Source organism: Streptomyces dengpaensis (assembly GCF_002946835.1).
Lineage (GTDB): Bacteria > Actinomycetota > Actinomycetes > Streptomycetales > Streptomycetaceae > Streptomyces > Streptomyces dengpaensis.
Genome location: NZ_CP026652.1, coordinates 3,655,556 through 3,674,657, shown reverse-complemented (window position 1 = coordinate 3,674,657; position 19,102 = coordinate 3,655,556). Strand labels below are relative to the sequence as shown.

Annotated in this window: 11 protein-coding genes and 2 pseudogenes; 10 read left to right on the top strand and 3 right to left on the bottom strand. The window is 69.2% G+C overall.

The features are described 5' to 3' along the window. The first annotated feature begins 4 nt into the window (after positions 1-4). The 4 genes from nuoL to recQ all read left to right on the top strand — a co-directional run bounded on the left by nuoL (position 5) and on the right by recQ (position 7,391). Positions 5-1,918 (top strand): NADH-quinone oxidoreductase subunit L, encoded by a 1,914-nt coding sequence (gene nuoL, locus C4B68_RS16735; RefSeq protein WP_099500546.1) that lies wholly within the window; start codon positions 5-7, stop codon positions 1,916-1,918. Positions 1,919-1,923: 5 nt separating this feature from the next. After that, positions 1,924-3,495: an NADH-quinone oxidoreductase subunit M gene (locus tag C4B68_RS16730; protein WP_099500547.1), complete on the top strand. Its 1,572-nt coding sequence runs from the start codon at positions 1,924-1,926 to the stop codon at positions 3,493-3,495. Next, positions 3,492-5,141, top strand: coding sequence for an NADH-quinone oxidoreductase subunit NuoN (gene nuoN, locus C4B68_RS16725; protein ID WP_099500548.1), 1,650 nt, complete (start codon positions 3,492-3,494; stop codon positions 5,139-5,141). Before C4B68_RS16730 ends, nuoN begins: the two co-directional genes overlap by 4 nt. A 270-nt stretch (positions 5,142-5,411) precedes the next feature. Continuing rightward, positions 5,412-7,391, top strand: coding sequence for a DNA helicase RecQ (gene recQ / locus C4B68_RS16720; protein WP_099500549.1), 1,980 nt, complete (start codon positions 5,412-5,414; stop codon positions 7,389-7,391). 84 nt (positions 7,392-7,475) lie between these two features. Here the strand turns inward: recQ and fahA are convergent, their stop codons facing one another. After that, positions 7,476-8,795: a fumarylacetoacetase gene (fahA, locus tag C4B68_RS16715; protein WP_099500550.1), complete on the bottom strand. Its 1,320-nt coding sequence runs from the start codon at positions 8,793-8,795 to the stop codon at positions 7,476-7,478. Positions 8,796-9,076: 281 nt separating this feature from the next. Between fahA and C4B68_RS16710 the strand changes: the two are divergent. The 3 genes and pseudogenes from C4B68_RS16710 to C4B68_RS16700 all read left to right on the top strand — a co-directional run. Continuing rightward, positions 9,077-9,777 (top strand): annotated as a pseudogene (locus C4B68_RS16710) (ATP-grasp domain-containing protein); the annotation flags it as partial. Next, positions 9,770-10,012, top strand: a pseudogene (locus C4B68_RS16705) (NAD(P)-binding domain-containing protein); the annotation flags it as partial. The pseudogenes C4B68_RS16710 and C4B68_RS16705, both read left to right, overlap by 8 nt. A gap of 264 nt (positions 10,013-10,276) precedes the next feature. After that, positions 10,277-11,089, top strand: a complete 813-nt coding sequence (locus tag C4B68_RS16700) for an HAD family hydrolase (protein ID WP_099500551.1) — start codon at positions 10,277-10,279, stop codon at positions 11,087-11,089. Between the two features lie 171 nt (positions 11,090-11,260). Here C4B68_RS16700 and C4B68_RS16695 read toward each other — a convergent pair whose 3' ends face one another. Together C4B68_RS16695 and C4B68_RS16690 are read right to left on the bottom strand one after the other, a co-directional pair. Next, the gene (locus C4B68_RS16695) at positions 11,261-11,980 is read right to left on the bottom strand and encodes a transglycosylase SLT domain-containing protein (protein WP_099500552.1); all 720 of its coding nucleotides are present in this window, start codon (positions 11,978-11,980) and stop codon (positions 11,261-11,263) included. A 682-nt stretch (positions 11,981-12,662) separates the two neighbouring features. Next, entirely contained in the window at positions 12,663-14,681 is a 2,019-nt protein-coding gene (locus C4B68_RS16690; RefSeq protein ID WP_099500767.1) for a CocE/NonD family hydrolase, read from the bottom strand. Between the two features lie 544 nt (positions 14,682-15,225). Between C4B68_RS16690 and C4B68_RS16685 the strand changes: the two genes are divergently transcribed. The 3 genes from C4B68_RS16685 to C4B68_RS16675 all read left to right on the top strand — a co-directional run bounded on the left by C4B68_RS16685 (position 15,226) and on the right by C4B68_RS16675 (position 19,099). Continuing rightward, positions 15,226-16,236 carry a polyprenyl synthetase family protein gene (locus tag C4B68_RS16685; protein WP_099500553.1) on the top strand — a complete coding sequence of 337 codons (1,011 nt, stop codon included), beginning with the start codon at positions 15,226-15,228 and terminating at the stop codon, positions 16,234-16,236. A 386-nt stretch (positions 16,237-16,622) separates the two neighbouring features. Further along, positions 16,623-17,627, top strand: a complete 1,005-nt coding sequence (locus C4B68_RS16680; RefSeq protein WP_099500554.1) for a CHRD domain-containing protein — start codon at positions 16,623-16,625, stop codon at positions 17,625-17,627. A 269-nt stretch (positions 17,628-17,896) separates the two neighbouring features. Next, positions 17,897-19,099 carry a LolA family protein gene (locus C4B68_RS16675; protein WP_099500555.1) on the top strand — a complete coding sequence of 401 codons (1,203 nt, stop codon included), beginning with the start codon at positions 17,897-17,899 and terminating at the stop codon, positions 19,097-19,099. Positions 19,100-19,102 lie beyond the last annotated feature (3 nt).

Here is a 19,102-nt window from a genome sequence, read left to right as displayed (position 1 = left end):
AATCGTGGAGAACCTGATTGCGCTGCTGGTAGCGGCGCCTCTGCTCGGAGCGGCCGTACTGCTGTGCGGCGGCAGGCGCCTGGACGCCGTCGGTCACTGGATCGGTACGGTGCTCGCGGCCACCTCCTTCGTGATCGGCGTCGTGCTCTTCGCCGCCATGCTGGGGAAGGGCGCCGAGGACCGGACCCTGAGGCAGTACCTGTACAGCTGGATCCCGGTCAGCGGCTTCCAGGCGGATGTCTCCTTCCAGCTCGACCAGCTGTCGATGACATTCGTGCTGCTGATCACCGGCGTCGGCTCGCTCATCCACCTGTACTCGATCGGGTACATGGAGCACGACGAGCGCCGGCGCCGCTTCTTCGGCTATCTGAACCTGTTCCTCGCGGCCATGCTGCTGCTCGTCCTTGCCGACAACTACCTTCTGCTGTACGTCGGCTGGGAAGGCGTCGGCCTCGCCTCGTACCTGCTGATCGGCTTCTGGCAGCACAAGCCCAGCGCCGCCACCGCCGCGAAAAAGGCCTTCCTGGTCAACCGCGTCGGCGACATGGGCCTGTCGATCGCGATCATGCTGATGTTCACGACGTTCGGCACCTTCGCCTTCGGCCCGGTGCTCGGCACCCACGAGGAGGCCGGCCTCGCGGCTGACACCAGCGAGGCCACCCTCACGGGCATCGGCCTGCTGCTGCTGCTCGCCGCCTGCGGCAAGTCCGCCCAGGTTCCGCTGCAGTCCTGGCTCGGGGACGCGATGGAGGGCCCGACCCCGGTCTCGGCCCTCATCCACGCCGCGACGATGGTGACGGCGGGCGTGTACCTGATCGTCCGCTCCGGCGCGATCTTCGACGCGGCGCCCGACGCGCAGCTGGTGGTCACCGTGGTCGGTGCGGTCACGCTCCTCTTCGGTGCGATCGTCGGTTGCGCGAAGGACGACATCAAGAAGGCGCTGGCCGGCTCGACCATGTCGCAGATCGGCTACATGATCCTCGCCGCGGGCCTCGGCCCCATCGGCTACGCGTTCGCGATCATGCACCTGGTGACCCACGGCTTCTTCAAGGCCGGGCTCTTCCTCGGTGCCGGTTCGGTCATGCACGGCATGAACGACGAGGTCGACATGCGGAAGTACGGCGGCCTCCGGAAGTACATGCCGATCACCTTCGTGACGTTCGGCCTCGGCTACCTGGCCATCATCGGCTTTCCGGGTCTGTCCGGCTTCTTCTCCAAGGACAGGATCATCGAGGCGGCGTTCGCCAAGGGCGGCACCGAGGGATGGATTCTTGGAGGCGCGGCCCTGCTGGGAGCGGCCATCACCGCGTTCTACATGACGCGCGTGATGCTGATGACCTTCTTCGGGGAGAAGCGCTGGCAGCCGGACGCCGAAGGCCATGAGCCGCACCCGCACGAGTCGCCCAGGTCCATGACGATCCCGATGATCGTGCTGGCCTTCGGATCGGTCTTCGCGGGTGGCTTCTTCAGCATCGGCGACCGCTTCCTGCACTGGCTGGAGCCGATCACCGGGCACGCGGAGGGCAACCCGCCCGTCAGCGCCCTCACGGTCACGCTGGCCACCATGGTGGTGCTCGTCATCGGCGCCGGCATCGCCTACGCCCAGTACGGGCGCCGTCCCGTCCCGGTGGTCGCCCCGCGCGGCTCGCTGCTCACCCGGGCCGCCCGGCGCGACCTGCTCCAGGACGACTTCAACCACGTCGTGCTGGTGCGCGGCGGTGAGCACCTCACGCGCTCCCTGGTGTACGTCGACCACACCCTGGTCGACGGGGTCGTCAACGGCACGGCTGCCTCGATGGGCGGTCTCTCCGGACGGCTGCGCAAGCTGCAGAACGGCTATGCGCGCTCGTACGCGGTCTCGATGTTCGGCGGTGCGGCGGTCCTCATCGCCGTGACCCTGCTGATGAGGGCGGTCTGATACCGATGTCCTTTCCACTGCTGACAGCGGCGGCGGCGCTCCCGGCCCTCGGGGCGATCGCCACGGCCGCAGTACCGGCCGCGCAGCGCGTCGCCGCCAAGTGGCTGGCGCTGCTTGTATCGCTCGGCACCCTGGTGCTCGCGGCCGTGATCCTGGTGCGTTTCGATCCCGGCGGCAACCGCTACCAGCTCACCGAATCCCACGCCTGGATCAAGGACTTCGGGGTGCGGTACGAGCTCGGTGTGGACGGCATCGCGGTGACGCTCATCGCGCTCACGGCGCTGCTGGTCCCGTTCGTGATCCTCGCCGGCTGGCACGACGCGGACCCGCAGGAGACCGGGAGCAAGCGCTGGCGGCCGACCCAGGGCTTCTTCGCCCTGATCCTGGCCGTCGAGGCGATGGTGATCATCTCGTTCGAGGCCACCGACGTCTTCCTCTTCTACATCTTCTTCGAAGCCATGCTGATCCCGATGTACTTCCTCATCGGCGGCTTCGGGGACCGCGCTCACGAGCACGGCGAGCAGGCGGCGTCGACGCAACGCTCGTACGCCGCCGTGAAGTTCCTCCTCTACAACCTGGCCGGCGGCCTGGTCATGCTGGCCGCCGTCATCGGCCTCTACGTAGTGGCCGGAAACTTCTCTCTCACGGAGATCGCCGAGGCGCGGGCCAACGGGTCGCTGCATATGGCGACCAGCACGGAGCGGTGGCTCTTCCTCGGCTTCTTCTTCGCGTTCGCGGTGAAGGCGCCCCTGTGGCCGCTGCACACCTGGCTGCCCAATGCCATGGGGGAGGCCACCGCCCCGGTCGCGGTGCTGATCACGGCGGTGGTCGACAAGGTCGGCACCTTCGCGATGCTCCGCTTCTGCCTCCAGTTGTTCCCGGAGGCGAGCAAGTGGGCGACGCCCGCCATCCTCGTACTGGCGCTCATCAGCATCATCTACGGAGCGCTGCTCGCGGTCGGCCAGCGGGACATCAAGCGGCTGGTCGCGTACGCGTCGATCTCGCACTTCGGGTTCATCATCATGGGCATCTTCGCGATGACCAGCCAGGGCCAGTCGGGCGCGACGCTCTACATGGTCAACCACGGGATCTCGACCGCCGCCCTGATGCTGGTGGCGGGCTTCCTGATCTCGCGGCGCGGTTCGCGTCTGATCGCCGACTACGGAGGGGTGCAGAAAGTCGCCCCGGTGCTCGCGGGCACCTTCCTGATCGGCGGACTCGCGACCCTCTCGCTCCCCGGGCTCGCGCCCTTCGTGAGTGAATTCCTGGTCCTGGTGGGCACGTTCGCGCGCTACCCGGCCGTCGGCATCATCGCTACCTTCGGCATCGTCCTCGCCGCGCTCTACACGCTCGTCCTCTACCAGCGGACGATGACGGGCCCGGTGAAGGCCGAGGTCGCCAAGATGCCCGACCTCAGGGTGCGCGAGCTCCTGGTGGTCGCCCCGCTGATCGCACTGCTGATCTTCCTGGGCGTCTACCCGAAGCCGGTCACCGACATCGTCAACCCGGCGGTCCAGCAGACCATGTCAGACGTACAGAAGAAGGACCCCCAGCCCGAGGTGGAGGCGGCCAAGTGAGCGCAGCAGCCGTCCACAGCCTGTGGACAACCGCGGCCGACCCGATCTCGAAGATCGACGCGCCGAAGATCGAATACGGGCAATTGTCGCCCACCCTGATCGTCATCGGCGCGGCGGTGATCGGAGTGCTGGTCGAGGCGTTCGTACCGCGCAAGTCGCGCTACTACGCGCAGGTGTTCGTCTCCGTCGTCGCGCTCGCCGCCGCGTTCGCCGCGGTCGTCGCGCTCGCGGCGGGCGGATACGGCACCACCAAGGCGCAGATCGCGGCGATGGGCGCGATCGCGGTCGACGGACCGTCCCTGTTCCTGCAGGGCACGATCCTGCTGGCGGGCATCCTCGGCGTCTTCACCTTCGCCGAGCGGCGGCTCGACCCGGAGGCGCACGGCAACCGGGTCGACTCGTTCGCGGCGCAGGCCGCGTCCGTGCCCGGCAGCGACAGCGAGAAGGCCGCGGTGAAGGCCGGGTTCACGACGACGGAGGCCTTCCCGCTTCTGCTCTTCGCGGTCGGCGGCATGCTGGTCTTCCCGTCGGCCAACGACCTGTTGACGCTGTTCATCGCGCTGGAGGTCTTCTCGCTTCCGCTGTACCTCCTGTGCGCCTTGGCCCGCCGCAAGCGGCTCATGTCGCAGGAGGCCGCGGTCAAGTACTTCCTGCTCGGCGCCTTCGCCTCCGCGTTCACGCTGTTCGGCATCGCCCTGCTGTACGGCTACGCGGGCTCGGTGTCGTACGCGACGATCGCGCAGGTCGTCGACGGCACCATCCAGAACGTCAGCCTGGCGCTCGCCGGCACCATGGGCAACGACGTGCTGTTGCTCATCGGCGCCGCCATGGTCGTCATGGGCCTGCTCTTCAAGGTCGGCGCGGTGCCGTTCCACATGTGGACGCCGGATGTCTACCAGGGCGCGCCGACGCCGGTCACCGGCTTCATGGCCGCGGCGACGAAGGTGGCCGCCTTCGGCGCGCTGCTGCGTCTGCTGTACGTCGTCCTGCCGGGCCTGCGCTGGGACTGGCGGCCGGTCATGTGGGCGGTCGCCATCGTCACCATGCTGGGCGGTGCGATCGTCGCGATCACCCAGACCGACATCAAGCGGCTCCTGGCGTACTCGTCCATCGCGCACGCGGGCTTCATCCTGGCGGGTGTCATCGCGACGACTCCGGACGGTATCTCGTCCGTCCTCTTCTACCTGGGCGCGTACTCGTTCGTCACGATCGGCGCGTTCGCGGTCGTGACGCTCGTACGGGACGCGGGAGGCGAGGCGACCCACCTGTCCAAGTGGGCGGGCCTGGGACGCAGGTCGCCGCTGGTGGCGGCCGTGTTCGCGGTCTTCCTGCTGGCCTTCGCGGGTATCCCGCTGACCTCCGGTTTCGCCGGAAAGTTCGCCGTGTTCAAGGCGGCGGCTGAGGGCGGCGCGGCCCCGCTGGTCGTGGTCGGTGTGATCTCGTCGGCGATCGCGGCGTTCTTCTACATCCGTGTGATCGTGCTCATGTTCTTCAGTGAGCCGCGGCCGGAGGGCCCGACGGTCGCCGTGCCGTCGCCGCTGACCATGACGGCGATCGGGGTGGGCGTGGCGGTCACGCTGGTGCTGGGTGTGGCGCCGCAGTACTTCCTGGATCTGGCGGGGCAGGCGGGGCTCTTCGTCCGCTGAACCACGGTGAACCATGCAGGGCCAGGGGCCCGCTCCTGCAGGCATGGGGAGCGGGCCCCTGGCATGTTCACGGCGGAGCGCGGCGAGCCGGACGCGGACGCGGGTGCGGACGAGGCCGCTGTGGACGGAAGCCGCTGCGGACGGAAGCCGCTGCGGACGGGAGCGGATCGGTCGCAGCCTGTGGATAACTCCGAGACTGTCCGTGCGGACCCCTATGGTGGCTGTCGTGGGCGAAGCACGACATTCGGGGGACGACGGGCCATGAGCGGGATGGGCGGGACAGGTGTGATGACCGGAGCGGACACGACGGAGACACTCGGTGAGAGCGAGGCGCTGGCCACGCTCCACCGGGTCTTCGGATACGACGCCTTCCGCGGCGAGCAGGAAGCGATCGTCGAGCATGTGGTGGCGGGCGGTGACGCCGTCGTCCTGATGCCGACGGGTGGCGGCAAGTCGCTCTGCTACCAGATTCCGGCGCTGGTCAGACCGGGTACGGGCGTCGTGGTCTCCCCACTCATCGCGCTGATGCAGGACCAGGTGGACGCGCTGCGGGCGCTGGGCGTGCGCGCCGGGTTCATGAACTCCACCCAGGACTTCGACGAGCGCCGGGTGGTGGAGGCGGAGTTCCTGGCGGGGGAACTGGACCTGCTCTACCTGGCCCCCGAGCGGCTGCGGCTGGACACGACGCTCGACCTGCTGTCGCGCGCGAAGATCTCGGTCTTCGCGATCGACGAGGCGCACTGTGTGGCCCAGTGGGGCCACGACTTCCGCCCCGACTATCTGGCGCTCTCGCTGCTGGGTGAGCGCTGGCCGGACGTCCCGCGGATCGCGCTGACGGCCACGGCCACCCGCGCCACACACAGGGAGATCACCCAGCGGCTGGGCATGCCCGAGGCCCGCCACTTCGAGGCGAGCTTCGACCGTCCCAACATCCAGTACCGGATCATCGCGAAGGCCGACCCCAGGAAGCAGCTGCTGTCCTTCCTGCGCGAGGAGCACGCGGGCGACGCGGGCATCGTGTACTGCCTCTCGCGCAACTCCGTGGAGAAGACCGCCGAGTTCCTCTCCCGCAACGGCATCGAGGCAGTGCCGTACCACGCGGGCCTGGACGCGGGCACCCGCGCCGCCCACCAGTCGCGCTTCCTGCGCGAAGAGGGCCTGGTCGTGGTCGCCACCATCGCCTTCGGCATGGGCATCGACAAGCCGGACGTACGGTTCGTCGCCCACCTCGACCTGCCGAAGTCCGTCGAGGGCTACTACCAGGAGACGGGCCGCGCGGGCCGCGACGGACTGCCGTCCACGGCCTGGATGGCGTACGGCCTGCAGGACGTGGTCCAGCAGCGCAAGCTGATCCAGAGCGGGGAGGGCGACGAGGCGTTCCGCCGCCGGGCGGCCACGCATCTGGACTCGATGCTGGCGCTGTGCGAGACGGTCCAGTGCCGGCGCTCCCAGCTCCTGGCCTACTTCGGCCAGGACCAGCGGACCCCCGCGTGCGGCAACTGCGACACGTGTCTGGCACCTCCCGAGACCTGGGACGGCACGGTCGCGGCGCAGAAGCTGCTGTCCACCGTGGTGCGGCTGCAGCGCGAGCGGGGGCAGAAGTTCGGCGCGGTACAGATCGTCGACATCCTGCTGGGGCGCCGGACGGCCAAGGTCATCCAGTTCGACCACGATCAGCTGTCCGTCTTCGGCATCGGGGAGGATCTGTCCGACTCCGAATGGCGGGGTGTCGTACGGCAGTTGCTGGCCCAGGGGCTGCTCGCGGTCGAGGGCGAGTACGGGACGCTGGTGCTGACCGAGGCCAGCGGGACGGTGCTGCGGCGCGAGCGCGAGGTGCCGTTGCGCAAGGAGCCGCCGAAGCCGGCCGTGTCCCGCTCGTCGGCCTCCAAGGGCGAGCGCAAGGCCAAGACCGCCGCGGCCGAGCTGCCTCCGGAGCTCGTCCCCGCCTTCGAGGCCCTGCGCTCCTGGCGCGCCGAACAGGCTCGCGAGCAGGGCGTTCCCGCGTACGTGATCTTCCACGACGCAACGCTGCGGGAGATCGCCACGGTGTGGCCCACCTCGGTGAGCGACCTGGGCGGCATCAGCGGTGTCGGCGAGAAGAAGCTGGTGACGTATGGGGAGGGGGTCGTGGGGGTGCTCGCCTCGCTGGGCGGCGCTCCCGGGCGAGCGCCTACTCCGGAGACGGGTGAGGGGCCGGACCCGGACTGGCCCGAGATGGACGAGGAGCCCGGGCCGGAGGACTGGATATAGGGGCCTGAGGCTCCGCCCCAGACCCCGTATCGCGCCGCGCGCTCGTCCTCGAAGGCCGGATGGGCTGAGGATCGCCGGCCCGGCTCAGTGGATCTCGGGCGCCGGCGTGATCCGGCCCCTCACCTCGCCCAGTCCCACCCGCGTTCCGCCGGGACCCGGAGCCCAGGCGGTCAGCGTCACCTCGTCGCCGTCCTCCAGGAAGGTGCGCTTGCCGTCCGGGAGTTCGAGGGTGTCGCGGCCGTTCCAGGTGAGTTCGAGGAGGGAGCCGCGCTCGGCTTCCGAGGGGCCGCTGACCGTGCCCGAGCCGTACAGGTCGCCGGTGCGCAGGGAGGCGCCGTTGACCGTCATGTGGGCCAGCTGCTGGGCGGCCGTCCAGTACATGGTGGAGAAGGGAGGTTCGGAGACGACGTGACCATTGATGGCGACGGAGATGCGGAGGTCGTAGCCGCCGGGTTCCTCGGACGCGTCGTCCAGGTAGGGCAGCAGGGGGTGGGTGCGCGTCGGGGGTGAGACGCGGGCGTCGTCCAGGGCGTCGAGCGGGGTGATCCACGCCGAGACCGACGTCGCGAAGGACTTGCCGAGGAAGGGGCCGAGCGGGACGTACTCCCAGGCCTGGATGTCGCGCGCCGACCAGTCGTTGAGGAGGCAGAGGCCGAAGACGTGGTCGCGGAAGGCGGAGAGGGGGACGGGTGTGCCCATGGCCGAGGGCGCGCCGACGACGAAGCCGACCTCCGCCTCGAGGTCCAGGCGGATCGAGGGTCCGAAGACGGGTGCGTTGTCGGAGGGGGCCTTGCGCTGGCCCGACGGGCGCACGACCTCCGTTCCGGACACCACGACCGTGCCGGAGCGGCCGTGATAACCGATCGGCAGATGCTTCCAGTTGGGGGTGAGGGAGTCGGCGGCGTCGGGACGGAAGATCTGGCCGACGTTCCGGGCGTGGTTCTCGGAGGCGTAGAAGTCGACGTAGTCGGCTACGTCGAAGGGGAGGTGCAGGGTCACCTCGGAGAGGGGGTGGAAGTGAGGCTCGAGGGTCTCCCGGTGGGCCGGGACCGTCACCCAGGCGGTGAGCGCGCGTCGTACGTCGGACCAGGCAGTGCGGCCCGCCGCGAGCAGCAGGTTCAGGGTCGGTTGCGCCAGCAACTCGGCGTACGGGGAGCCGAGCGCGTGGGCCGCCGCGCCCGCGTCGAGTACGTGGTCCCCGAGGCGGACGCCGACGCGCCGCCCGGGGGAGCCTGCCCGGGCAGAGCCGGCAGAGCCAGCGGAGTCAGCGGAGTCGGCAGAGCCGGCAGAGCCGGCTGAGGCGTTGGAGGCGGCGGGGTCGGCCGGGCCGTTCAGGGAGAACACGCCGTAGGGGAGGTTGTGCGGGCCGAAGGGGTCGCCCTCGGGGACTTCGAAGGGGGGCATCGGTTGGTGCCTCGCTCTCGGATTCGTACTCGCCATGTGATCCATGTTTTTCCACGCGGGATCCATGGGTTCCACGCGTGGTCCACGCATTCCATGTGGTCCCGGCACACGTTACGGGGGAGTGACCATGCTGTGGCAGTGTCTAAAGAGTTCGCAATGTCCGAATAAGCGTTGTCGGACGCGTCGATTCCGGCTTAGCCCCCTTTGGGGGATACGGGCGGGGTGGTTCCGGTCCGTTGGGGGGATGCGTGGGGGGACGTGTGGCGAGGAGTTCCAGCAGGGTGCCGGTCGACGCCGACCGGGATGTCCCGGGCCTCATCGTGAAGTTGGGCGACTATCCGCTGCATCACGGTGGGGTGGGCACCATTCGCAGTCTGGGCCGACTGGGCATACCGATGTATGCGATGACCGAGGACCATTACCGGCCGCGAGCTCGCGCTATCTGCACCATGCCTTCGTCTGGCCGACGACCGGCACGGAGGAACCGGAGAGGCTCGTCGAGGGGCTGTTGCGCATCGGGCGTCGCATCGGCCGGCCGACGGTTCTCGTCCCGACGGACGAAGACGCCGCCGTGCTGATCGCCGAGCACCAGGACGAGCTGGGGGACCGTTTTCTCTTTCGGCGTGTCCACGCCAAGCTGCCGCACCGCCTCGCCAGCAAGCAGGGGCTGCACGAGCTGTGCGTGGAACACGGCATCCCGAGCCCGGCGGCGGCCTTTCCGGAGTCGTACGAGGAGATCGTCGCGTTCGCCGAGGGTGCCCGCTTCCCGCTCGTGGCCAAGAACCGCGAGGCGTTCGTGCGCCGCAGCCTGCCGGCGGTGAACGGCACGACCAAGATCGCGAACCGCGAGGGCCTGCTCGCGCTCGCCCGGGACTGGGGCGCGCGACCGGGTGTGATCCTCCAGGAATACCTGCCCAGGGAGGAGGCTGAGGACTGGATCGTGCACGCGTGCTTCGACGCGGACTCGACGCCACCCGGTCTCCTACAGCTCCCAGCACCACGACCTGAGCCGGTTCTCGGGCAAGGAGATCATCGTCGTCGGGGCGGGCCAGTCCGCCCTGGACACGGCGGCGCTCGCGGCCGAGGCGGGCGCGCGGGTGCGGGTGGTGTCCCGCGGCAAGGGCGCCGTCCGCTTCGGCGGACCGCCGTGGCAGCAGCCGAAGCTGCGCCCCGACTCGCCCTTCGGGCGCGCCTGGTCACTGTGGGCGCTGAGCTACCTCCGGGAAGCGTCAGATGACGTCTTCGGCGGCAGTTCGGAGATGCTGTTGGAAGAGGGTGGGAGGAGTCACAACTGCCCAACGTGGAGGAGGCGTTCGGATTGCGTCCGATCTCCCGGTGCCCTTCGAGAGCTGACCTCGTACGGGCCGTACCGCCCATATCGTCCATACCGTCCGTTCGGTGAACGGCGTTGCTGACGGGATACCGGACGTCGTCCGGTTCACGCCGGGCCGTTGTGTCGTTCGATCCGTATTCTTCGGATCATGGCCGCTCCGACTGCATATTCACTTATCGCCACTGACCTGGACGGAACGCTGCTGCGCGGCGACGACACACTCTCCGACCGGTCGCGGGCCGCGTTGGCGAGGGTGACCGAGGCGGGCGCCCAGCACCTCGTCGTGACGGGCCGCCCAGCGCCGCGCGTGCGACCGCTCCTCGACGAACTCGGCGGTGAGGGGCTGGCGGTGTGCGGGCAGGGGGCGCAGTTGTACGACGCCGGGGCGGACCGGATGCTGTGGTCGGTGACCTTGGACAGGGAGCTGGCGGAGACCGCGCTCGGCAAGATCGAGGCGGAGGTCGGGCAGCTGTACGCGGCGGTGGACCAGGACGGTGTGGACGGGCTGACGCTCATCGAGCCGGGGTATGTGATGCCGCATCCAACGCTGCCGGCGCTGCGGGTGCATCGGCGTGACGACCTCTGGACGGATCCGATCAGCAAGGTGCTGCTCCGTCACCCGTCCCTGTCCGATGACGAGTTGGCGTCGGCGGCGCGCGGGGTGGTCGGTTCGCTGGCGACGGTCACCATGTCGGGGCCCGGCACCGTCGAACTCCAGCCATGCGGCGTGACCAAGGCGACGGGCCTCGCCCTTGCCGCCGCCCACCTCGGTCTCACCCCCGCCACCACCCTCGCCTTCGGCGACATGCCCAACGACATCCCGATGTTCGACTGGGCCGCCCGGGGCATCGCCATGGCCAACGCCCACCCCGAGCTGAAGGCGGTGGCCGACGAGGTGACGCTGTCGAACGAGGACGACGGGATCGCGGTGGTGCTGGAGCGGCTGTTCGGGGCCGCCTAGGTGCTGTGCGGCCGGCCGCTTGGGTCCGTGGCGAATCGCCTTGCGGATCCGTCTCCGTGCGGCGCATTCGCCGCAATGCCGACGCATGCCGCGGGTCCGCGATGGCCAAGACCTCGATCTCGGCCGTCGCGGAGCCCGTGGCGGAGCCCGGCGGACCCTGTCGCGGACCGGTCAGTAGGGGCCGTTCACGTTGTCGATCGAGCCGTACCTGTCTGCCGCGTAGTTGCAGGCTGCCGTGATGTTGGCGACCGGGTCGTAGGGGTCCATCGAGGTGCCCGGTACGTGGTAGGCCTTGAAGGTCGGGTCGATGACCTGGAGGAGGCCCTTGGACGGGGTGCCGGCGGCGGCGTTGGAGTCCCAGTTGTTGATGGCCTTGGGGTTGCCCGAGGACTCGCGCATCACGTTGCGGTGGATTCCGTTATAGGTGCCCGGAATGCCCTCCTTGGCCATGATGTCCAGGGACTCTTTGATCCAGCCGTCGAGGTTGTCGGTGTACGTCTTGGTGGACGCGGCCGTTGCCGTGGTCGTCTTGGCCGCTTCCGTTGTCGCTGAGTTTGTCGTCTTTATGGTCTTTGTTCCCACCGTCAGCTTCAGGCCCGCGGGAAGCGCTGCCGGGTTCGAGCCGATCACCGCGCGGTTCGCCTCGTACAGCTTCTTCCAGCCGCCGCTCGAGGGGTACTTCTGCGCGATCGTGGACAGGGTGTCGCCCGCGGCCACTGTGTGCGTCACCAGTTGGACGTCCGTGGTCGTGGCCTTGGTCGACTCGGCGGCGTGCGCGCCGGTCGCGCCCATGAGCGGGAGGGCGAGTGCGGCTCCGCCGGTTCCCGCGGCGATCATGCCGCGGATGAGGCGGTTGTTCTTGGGGCGGCGATGGTTGCCTCGTGCGGGCATGGGGACGGTCCTCTCCGGCGCCTGCGAGGTGAGCTGTCGGGTTCGGGCGGGAGCGGCCCGGCCGCGCGCTGGGCGCGGCTTCACCCCTAGCCGTTCCGGGTGTCCGGATCGGCGGTTTGCCTGGGTCCCCCGCTCCTGCCGTGCGTGGGTGGGTGGGGTTTCCGGGCGGTGGCAGGATTCGGCGATCCGCCCGGATCGGGGCTGAACGTATGCGAGAGCACATGTCGGGAACAAGACCCGAATTCGTTGCTCAGTCCGCTTTAAGCCCGAAAAAGAAGGGTGGAAATTGCCCGATTAAGGCGGAATGTGATCCTCAACTTGCCTTTCGCAAAGGGGAAGTCGAGAGAGCGGGCTGGCGCGTCGGATCCGTCCGGGCGTGACCTAACTCACGTGCCCGCGGGGAATTAAGCGGCAATGCGCTCAACTCGGGCATTACGGCACCTGGTGTCCAGGCGGGTCAATGCCTGGGAGGGACCGGGCGCGCCTCCCGCACGGAGAGGTCGGTGTCGAGTCGTCGTCCCGGAGGCGGCACGCGTCGTGCTTGAGGTAGAGCCCGTTAGTCCCAGTATTCGGGGAGTTCATGGCACATCAGGTGTGGGCGGGCTCGAACTCCCGCCCCTCGTACGCCCTGTTGATCCGCGCCGCGGTCTCCGCGAGTACGCGAGTACGGCAGTCCGCGTCTCTAGCCCGCTGCTCGGGGGATTCTCTTCTTCCAGGTCCGGTGGAAGACCACCTCGTCGCCGTCCTTGCAGATCACCTCGCAGGACGTGATGAAGTCCTGGGCGTCGCAGGTGGTGTCGGACGTCGTCGAGACGCGCGCGTCCCAGGCCAGGTCGGGGCGGTGGAGGCGCACCGACCATGCCGAGCGGGCGCGGGCCGAGAGGGGGTCCGACGCGTCGATCGTGTACGTCTCCCGGGCGTCCTCGGTGAGTTCGAGGCCGTCGGGGTACACGCGGGTGCCGCCGATGGGGGTCCCCCCGCTCGAGTCCACCTCCAGGCGCCAGGTGCCGGCGCCCACGTCGCGGACGACCAGGCGTTCCGGCCGAGGCTCGTCCAGCGTCGTCGTGACGGCCACGCCCAGGGGCTCGGACTCCTCGGGTTCCTCGAAGCCGATGGATGGCGTCGAGGGCATCGACTCCCTTGCCCGTACGGTGAGTTCGAGCGTGCTGCCGGTCGGGTCCAGGACGAAGCCGGCCTCCGAGCCCGGCTGGGGCCAGATCCAGGGCCAGTACGCCGAGGAGACGGAAAGCCGGATGCGATGGCCTGGCGGGACGGCGTAACCGATGGCGTTCAGGTCGAAAACCACGTCCTCCGTAGAGCCCGGTTTCCAGGGAACGGCCTGGTCGCGGCCATGGCGCGCTGACAGGTTCAGTGCACCTCGGGTGACCAGCGTCGAGGCTCCGTCCGGTGCCACGTCACAGAGGCGGGCGGTCACCTGGCCCCGAGGGGTCGAAGACGTCAGCCGCAGGGTGACTCTCGGGCGGCCCAACACCCAGGTCTCCTCCGGTACTTCGAACTCGAAGCACGCCGAACGCGCGTCCTCCTCCCGCTGGTCCGGAGGCAGATCCGCGTCATTCCCGAGGGGGCGGAAGCGGCCCGCCTCCACGCCCGTGTGCTGGGGGGACCTGACCTGGACCGGTGCGCCCTGGAGCGCGTACGAGATCGGGGTCACGGAGGGGGAGGGCCAGGCGGGGTCGCCCACCCAGCGGCCGGGGAGCGAGGGGTACGTCGTCGCCGGGGGGTGCGCGTCCATCACGTACGAGCGGAGGGCGGGCTCCGACATCACGCCCGTGTCCCTGCCGCGAAGCCAGTGGTCCCACCATCTCAACGTCTCCTGGAGGAAGCCGATCGCCGGTCCCGGCGGCAGGCCCCGGTCGGGGTACTGGTGCGACCAGGGTCCGATCAGTCCCCGTACGCGATCGCCCGGAAGGTGCTCCACGAGCCGCAGCACGGTGTCCCGGTACGGATCGTGCCAGCCGCCCACCGCCAGGACCGCGGCCCGGATCGCGCCGTAGTCCTCGCAGACGCTGCCGTGGCGCCAGTACGCGTCCCGGGTCTGGTGGGACAGCCAGGTGTGGACGAAGGGGTCCATCGCCTCCAGGCGCTTCACCCACATGTCCCGCCACATGGCCTGGCCCACATGCGCCGGGTCCGGCGGCCGGGAGGCGAAGGTGAGCATCGTGGACGCCCAGGAGTGCATGCCGACGGCGAGGACGGAACCTCCCCTGTAGTGCATGTCGTTGTCGTAGCGATCGTCCGTCGAGCAGACGGTGACGATCGCCTTGAGCGGCTCGGGCGCGAGGGCCGCGATCTGGAGGGAGTTGAGGCCGCCCCAGGAGATGCCGAACATGCCGACCTTGCCGGTGCACCAGGGCTGGGCCGCCAGCCAGTTGACGACCTCGACCCCGTCGGCCAGCTCCACCTCCGCGTACTCGTCCGCCGGTATGCCCTCACTGTTGCCGTGACCTCGGATGTCGACGCGGACGGAGGCGTAGCCGTGACCGGCGTACCAGGGGTGGCGCTGCCAGTCGCGGGGTGCGGTCCAGTCCGTGAGGCGGTACGGGAGGTATTCGAGGAGGGCCGGTACGGGCTCGTCGGTCAGCGGGCGCCACACGCGCGCGTACAGACGGGTGCCGTCCGGAAGGGGGATGAGGACGTCCTCATGAGCCGTCTCGTAGGGGAAGGACGTACGGATGTGCATGCTCATCGGGCTCTCGGGCTTGTCGAACGCATGAGGTTCGTCGAACGCATCAGGTTCGTTGAACACATCGGGCTCATTGGGGTGACCTCAGTGCCGGGCCTTGCGGGCGCGGCCGGGCTCGGCTCCGACGGCGCTTCGGGGCGCGGATGGCTGCCTCTTCAGGGTTCACTTGGTGTGTCGCTTTGGACGGTGCCTCCGACGTCGTTTCGGGGCGTCACTTCGAACGTCACTTCGAACATTGCCTTGGGTGTCGCTTTCGAGTGTCTCCTCGGACGGCTCTTCGTGAATCGTGATATGTCCGTTCGTATCAGCTGATCAAGAACATACCGTCAGTAATCCGATACCGCCCAGGTGTGGAGTTGCGATCCGCTGGGGGGAAGTCGGGAGGGAAGTCGGCCGTGGGGACGGTGGGCGCTCGTGGTGATCGAAACGTGACCGGATACGCTGAGTTGAGTGATGGCAGCGACACATCGACAAACCGTGTCATCGACCGATTGATCGACCGAGTTCGCCATGTGATCGTCAGCAGACAGGAGAACCTCTCGTGACCGTCGTCGGGCCGTTCGGGCTGAGCGTGCGGGACCAGGCTCTCGAAGCCGATGTCCAGGCCGGATTGGCGGCTGTGGAGGAGGGCTTGCTCGAAGTCACCAAGAGTGAGGTCCCCTTCATCACGGAGGCCGCGCAGCACCTCCTGCGTGCCGGCGGCAAGCGGTTCAGGCCGCTGCTCGTGATGCTCGCCGCGCAGTTCGGTGACCCGTACGCGCCGGGTGTCGTGCCCTCGGCCGTGGTCGTCGAGCTGACCCATCTCGCCACGCTGTACCACGACGATGTGATGGACGAGGCGGACGCCCGGCGCGGCGTGCCCAGCGCGAACACGCGCTGGGGGAACTCGTTGGCCGTCCTCACCGGTGACTTCCTCTTCGCGCGTGCCTCGCGCACTCTGGCCGATCTCGGGCCCGAGGCCGTCCGGATCCAGGCCGAGGCGTTCGCACGGCTGGTGACCGGGCAGATCCTGGAGACCGCGGGGCCGCGCGACGGGCGTGACCCGGTCGACCACTACCTGGACGTGCTCGCCGGGAAGACGGGCTCGCTGGTCGCCGTCGCGTGCCGGTTCGGGGCGATGATGTCGGGGGCCGAAGAGACGGTGGTGGACGTGCTGACGCAGTACGGGGAGCGGCTCGGCGTTGCCTTCCAGCTCGCGGACGACGTGCTGGACATCGCGTCCGACTCGCACGAGTCGGGGAAGACGCCGGGGACGGATCTGCGCGAGGGGATTCCCACGCTGCCGGTGCTGCGGTTGCGTGAGCGGGCGGAACGGCTTGGGCTTGCCGAGGACATCGCGCTGTGCGAGCTGCTCGATTCCGACCTGACGGATGATGCCCGGCATGCCGAGGCGCTCTCCCGGCTGCGGGCGCATCCTGCGCTGGAGCAGGCACGGCGGGACACCGTGCGGTACGCGGAGGATGCGCGGGCCGCGTTGGCTCCGTTGCCGGAGTGCGGTGCGAAGGCTGCGCTGGTGGAGCTTGTGGACGCGGTGGTGCATCGGGCCGGGTGAGGTCCGGTGCACCGGGCCCCCGGGCGGTGTTTGTTGGGTGCCCCGGTGCTGGGGCTGAGCTCGCGACCGCGAACCCGGCGCCGGCAGGGGCGCCCGGCGTGGGTGCCGGCCGAGGGTGGGTTGCGCGACCCGGCGCTTACGGGTGCCGCTCTCTGTGGGATGGGCGCCGCCCCAGCGGCGCGATTGCCCACAGCTGCGACGCTGCTGCTCCCAGCGGCGCGATTGCCCACAGCTGCGATGGCTGCGCCCCCAGCGCCCCGCGTCCTCGCCGTGCATGTGACGGGCATCACATAGTTGGAATGAGTCCAGGCTCGGATTCTGTCCGTACTCATGCACAGAAGCTGACGCAGGGGGTGTCGGCTGAGATACGGGGAGAAAACAGAATCATGGGATCGAACGCCACGTTCAGCACGCGTCGCAAGGGCCTGATCCTGACCGGTGTCGCGGTGGCCGCCGCGGCCGGTGTCGCTGCCGCTGTCATTCCGGCGGTCGCCGACGGGGGCAACAGCCGGGGCGCGAGCCACGAGCACGACGACCGGACCATCGTCACGCAGAGCGGCGTCATGGCCGGCAGCGGCGGCACCATCCTCGCCGCCAGCCTCAACGGCGCGAACGAGGTGCCCGTCCAGGGCGGCCCCGCCGTCGGCGACAAGGACGGCGCGGCCCTCGAGTTCATCAAGGTCAAGGGCAACAAGGTGTCCGTCGCCGTGACCTGGCGCGGCACCGGCAAGCCGACCCTGCTCCACATCCACCAGGGCGCCAAGGGCACAAACGGCGGCGTCAAGGTCGACTTCACCAAGCTGCTCGACAAGATCAAGGGACGCAGCGTCGTCGGTACCGTCAAGGTCGAGGACGCGGCGCTGCTCAACGCCCTCAAGTCCGACCCCGGCGCGTTCTACGCCAATCTGCACACCGCCGAGTTCCCGGGCGGTGCCGTCCGCGGCCAGCTCCACAAGGTGACCAGCTCCTTCGACTTCCGGAACGCCCTGGACAACTTCCAGGCGTCGGTCGTCAAGGGCAAGCAGATCTACGAGTGCAAGCCGGCCGAGGGCGGCGGATTCGCCTTCGCCCAGCGCGACGTCACGGCCGTGCTCGGCGGCCACATCGCACACTCGTTCGTGAAGCCCAACTCCGGCACGCCGCAGTGGATCGCCCCCGACCGCAGCGCGGTCACCGGCGCGCTGATCTCCAAGACCCCGAACGGCGACAAGAACATCCCCGAGCTCGACCTCAGGGCCACCCAGTCCGGCAAGCACCGCGGCCTGCTGGCCGGGACGCAGGAGATCCTGCGCCTCAACACCGTGGGCGGCGTCGCCCCGGCCGGGTCCTGCTCCCCGGGCGCGATCGTAGGTGTCCCGTACCAGGCCGACTACGTGTTCGTGCAGCGCTGACCGCTCCATCGGAAAACGCTGTCCGCTCCACCGCTGATGCCGAGGCGGCGCCTTCCCCGCTACGACCCCTACGGGTCGGGGGAGGCGCCGTCCTCTCATGTCATACCGCAGGAGTACGTGGAGTTGAGTCCGGAGTCTGACGCTTCTTGTCGGCCGGTTTGGTCAGATGGAAAGCACCACTCCTCACCGATTCGGGTGAGAATGGCGGCTAGGGAGTGGCACAGCGCAGGGCACGGTAGGCCGCCGCCGACGACGGAGGTAAGGCACACATGGCACCGTACGAATCCGATGACACGCCGGCCGGCGAGGTCGACGACGTACGCACCGGGCGACGCAAGGCCGCGCGGTATGTCGTCCCGGTCGTGGTGGTGGGGGTGGCGGCGGCGACCATCGGGCTCGTCCCGGCGCTCGCCGACTCCGGCGACCCCGACCTGCCGAAGATCACCGCACAGGAGCTCATCGAGAAGATCGCCAAGTCGGACGTGCAGCAGCTGTCCGGCACGGTCAAGATCAGCACCGACCTCGGCCTGCCCGACCTGGGCGGCCTGGAGAGCGGCCTGATGTCCGGAGCCGCCCAGGGCGACGACGGATCCACCGCCGACCCGCAGTCCAAGCTTCTCGAACTGGCCTCCGGTACGCACACGCTGCGCGTCGCGGCCGACGGCCCGGACAAGGCCAAGATCTCCCTGCTGGACAACGCGTCCGAGTACAGCGTCATCCACAACGGCGACGACATCTGGGCGTACGACAGCAAGTCGAACGAGGTGTACCACGCGACGGCCCCCGAGTCCGAGCGTACGAAGGAGAAGACGCCCGACGACGTTCCCGCCACGCCCAAAGACTTCGCCGACGAGATCCTGAAATCGGTCGACGACACGACCTCCGTGACCGTCGACGGCACCGCGCAGGTCGCGGGCCGTGACGCGTACAAGCTGCTCGTCAAGCCGAAGCAGTCGGGCACCACGGTCGGTGCGATCAGCATCGCGGTGGACGCGAAGACGGGGCTGCCGCTGAAGTTCACGCTGACCCCCGCGAGCGGCGGCGCGGCCGTCGTGGACGCGGGCTTCACCAAGGTCGACTTCGCCAAGCCGGCCGCGTCGACGTTCGACTTCACTCCGCCGAAGGGCGCGAAGGTCACCGAGGAGAAGGACGACCACAGCGGCCACCAGGCGCCGAAGCCCGGGGAGGACTTCTCCAAGGATGGCCTCGAAGGCCTCACCACCATCGGCGAGGGCTGGAACGCCATAGCCGAGTTCGACACGGGCGGCGAGGGCCTGCCCACGGGCTCGTCCGGCAACGGCGACGTCGACGGATTCCTGAACTCCCTCGGCGACCCCGTCACCGGCAAGTTCGGCTCCGGCACGGTCTTCTCGACCCGCCTGGTCAACGCGCTGATCACGGACGACGGCAAGGTCTACGCCGGCACGGTCACCAAGGACGCGCTGGTGAAGGCGGCCAACGCCGACCAGTAAACA

What these genes read in the sequence shown, in the direction of transcription:
- C4B68_RS16675 (WP_099500555.1), top strand. Translation starts at nt 17,897, where the DNA reads ATGGCACCGTACGAATCCGATGACACGCCGGCCGGCGAGGTCGACGAC.
- fahA (WP_099500550.1), bottom strand. Translation starts at nt 8,795, where the DNA reads ATGCCCCCCTTCGAAGTCCCCGAGGGCGACCCCTTCGGCCCGCACAAC.
- C4B68_RS16680 (WP_099500554.1), top strand. Translation starts at nt 16,623, where the DNA reads ATGGGATCGAACGCCACGTTCAGCACGCGTCGCAAGGGCCTGATCCTG.
- C4B68_RS16690 (WP_099500767.1), bottom strand. Translation starts at nt 14,681, where the DNA reads ATGCACATCCGTACGTCCTTCCCCTACGAGACGGCTCATGAGGACGTC.
- recQ (WP_099500549.1), top strand. Translation starts at nt 5,412, where the DNA reads ATGGGCGGGACAGGTGTGATGACCGGAGCGGACACGACGGAGACACTC.
- C4B68_RS16695 (WP_099500552.1), bottom strand. Translation starts at nt 11,980, where the DNA reads ATGCCCGCACGAGGCAACCATCGCCGCCCCAAGAACAACCGCCTCATC.
- C4B68_RS16730 (WP_099500547.1), top strand. Translation starts at nt 1,924, where the DNA reads ATGTCCTTTCCACTGCTGACAGCGGCGGCGGCGCTCCCGGCCCTCGGG.
- C4B68_RS16700 (WP_099500551.1), top strand. Translation starts at nt 10,277, where the DNA reads ATGGCCGCTCCGACTGCATATTCACTTATCGCCACTGACCTGGACGGA.